General features: G+C 54.7%; 2 rRNA genes (1 of these 2 running past the window's edge). Both read left to right on the forward strand.

Annotated features, from left to right (window positions below):
- Positions 1-2628, forward strand: a 23S ribosomal RNA gene (locus CKY51_RS04600); it begins 253 nt to the left of the window's first position.
- 125 nt (positions 2629-2753) lie between these two features.
- Positions 2754-2868, forward strand: a 5S ribosomal RNA gene (gene rrf, locus CKY51_RS04605).
- Positions 2869-3147: the final 279 nt, after the last annotated feature.

The following is a 3147-nucleotide window of genomic DNA, read 5'->3' on the forward strand; positions in this document are numbered from 1 at the left end:
GGGAACAGCCCTTAAGCTGGAATGGCTTTAGAAAAACAACCTGGAAAGGTTGGCCATAGAAGGTGATAGCCCTGTATTTAAAAGGGCCACTCCAGTGAAGACGAGTAGGGCGGGGCACGTGAAACCCTGTCTGAATATGGGGGGACCATCCTCCAAGGCTAAATACTCCTGACCGACCGATAGTGAACCAGTACCGTGAGGGAAAGGCGAAAAGAACCCCGGAGAGGGGAGTGAAATAGATCCTGAAACCGTGTGCGTACAAGCAGTAGGAGCTCGCAAGAGTGACTGCGTACCTTTTGTATAATGGGTCAGCGACTTACTGTTCGTGGCAAGCTTAACCGTATAGGGGAGGCGAAGGGAAACCGAGTCTGATAAGGGCGCATAGTCGCGGGCAGTAGACCCGAAACCGGGTGATCTAGTCATGCCCAGGGTGAAGGTCAGGTAACACTGACTGGAGGCCCGAACCCACTCCCGTTGCAAAGGTAGGGGATGAGGTGTGATTAGGAGTGAAAAGCTAATCGAACCCGGAGATAGCTGGTTCTCCTCGAAAGCTATTTAGGTAGCGCCTCGGACGAATACTACTGGGGGTAGAGCACTGTTATGGCTAGGGGGTCATCGCGACTTACCAAACCATTGCAAACTCCGAATACCAGTACGTACTATCCGGGAGACACACGGCGGGTGCTAACGTCCGTCGTGAAAAGGGAAACAACCCAGACCCACAGCTAAGGTCCCAAATTCACTGCTAAGTGGAAAACGATGTGGAAAGGCATAGACAGCCAGGAGGTTGGCTTAGAAGCAGCCACCCTTTAAAGAAAGCGTAATAGCTCACTGGTCGAGTCGGTCTGCGCGGAAGATTTAACGGGGCTAAGCAGTGAACCGAAGCTTGGGGTGCATAAAACTTGTTTTATGCGCGGTAGAGGAGCGTTCCGTAAGCCTGCGAAGGTGGATTGAGAAGTCTGCTGGAGGTATCGGAAGTGCGAATGCTGACATGAGTAACGATAATGCGGGTGAAAAGCCCGCACGCCGAAAGCCCAAGGTTTCCTTGCGCAACGTTAATCGACGCAGGGTTAGTCGGTCCCTAAGGCGAGGGCGAAAGCCGTAGTCGATGGGAAGCAGGTTAATATTCCTGCACCTCGCGTGAGTGCGATGGAGGGACGGAGAAGGTTAGGTGTACCGGGCGTTGGTTGTCCCGGGGAAAGGCGGTAGGTTTGGATCTTTGGCAAATCCGGGATCCTTTAAGACCGAGCACCGAGACGAGTCTTTTTGACAGAGTCACTGATACCACGCTTCCAGGAAAAGCTCCTAAGCTTCAGCTCACGAAGACCGTACCGTAAACCGACACAGGTGGGTAGGATGAGAATTCTCAGGCGCTTGAGAGAACTCGGGTGAAGGAACTAGGCAACATGGCACCGTAACTTCGGGAGAAGGTGCACCCTTTTTGGTGGCTCGTGCGAGCTATAGCTGAAGAGGGTCGCAGAAACCAGGCCGCTGCGACTGTTTATCAAAAACACAGCACTCTGCAAACACGAAAGTGGACGTATAGGGTGTGACGCCTGCCCGGTGCTGGAAGGTTAATTGATGGGGTCAGCCGCAAGGCGAAGCTCTTGATCGAAGCCCCAGTAAACGGCGGCCGTAACTATAACGGTCCTAAGGTAGCGAAATTCCTTGTCGGGTAAGTTCCGACCTGCACGAATGGCGTAACGACAGCGGCGCTGTCTCCACCCGAGACTCAGTGAAATTGAAATCGCTGTGAAGATGCAGCGTTCCCGTGGCAAGACGGAAAGACCCCGTGAACCTTTACTATAGCTTTACACTGAACGTTGAGTTCGTCTGTGTAGGATAGGTGGGAGGCTATGAAACTGTGGCGCTAGCTGCAGTGGAGCCATCCTTGAAATACCACCCTGTCGTGCTTGACGTTCTAACCTAGGTCCGTTATCCGGATCAGGGACCGTGTATGGTGGGTAGTTTGACTGGGGCGGTCTCCTCCTAAAGAGTAACGGAGGAGCACGAAGGTACGCTCAGCGCGGTCGGACATCGCGCACTGTGTGCAAAGGCATAAGCGTGCTTGACTGCAAGATCGACGGATCAAGCAGGTACGAAAGTAGGTCTTAGTGATCCGGTGGTTCTGTATGGAAGGGCCATCGCTCAACGGATAAAAGGTACTCCGGGGATAACAGGCTGATACCGCCCAAGAGTTCATATCGACGGCGGTGTTTGGCACCTCGATGTCGGCTCATCACATCCTGGGGCTGTAGTCGGTCCCAAGGGTATGGCTGTTCGCCATTTAAAGTGGTACGCGAGCTGGGTTCAGAACGTCGTGAGACAGTTCGGTCCCTATCTGCCATGGGCGTTGGAAGTTTGAGAGGGGCTGCTCCTAGTACGAGAGGACCGGAGTGGACGAACCTCTGGTGTTCCGGTTGTCACGCCAGTGGCATTGCCGGGTAGCTATGTTCGGAAGCGATAACCGCTGAAAGCATCTAAGCGGGAAGCGCGCCTCAAGATGAGACTTCCCGGGGCACAAGCCCCCTAAAGGAACCATGTAGACTACGTGGTTGATAGGTCAGGTGTGTAAGTGCAGCAATGCATTGAGCTAACTGATACTAATGATCCGTGCGGCTTGACCATATAACCTCAAGTTGCCTTGGTCCCAACGAACGTTGGTAGATCATCCAAATGCAAGCTACGTCATAAGTCCCTATGCGAGACGCGCGCCTCATCCGTTCTTTGGATGGCGACGCTCCAACCGTCTCCCTGGTGAAATTAGCGCTGTGGAACCACCCGATCCCATCCCGAACTCGGAAGTGAAACGCAGCTGCGCCGATGGTAGTGTGGCTCAAGCCATGCGAGAGTAGGTCATCGCCAGGGGCTTTACCCCGAAACCCTCCGTCCAACAGGACGGGGGGTTTCTTTTTGCGCCACACCTCCACCGATCCCTGCGGCAGGCTTCCAAAAGAAAATGGCCCGCACACCGCCGTCAACATGAACGCCCCGGCCGTCGCGCCGCCGCCGCCTCCCGATGGATCACTGCATCCACACGCCGATCCCGCCTCTGCCCACGCCGCAATCCGCCGACCAAAGCCCCACACCACCACAACACCTGATCACCGCTTCACGCACCCTGCGCTTGGCTTGACACAGCGACAC

Origin of the sequence: Xanthomonas maliensis, assembly GCF_009192945.1 — a bacterium.
Taxonomy (GTDB): domain Bacteria; phylum Pseudomonadota; class Gammaproteobacteria; order Xanthomonadales; family Xanthomonadaceae; genus Xanthomonas; species Xanthomonas maliensis.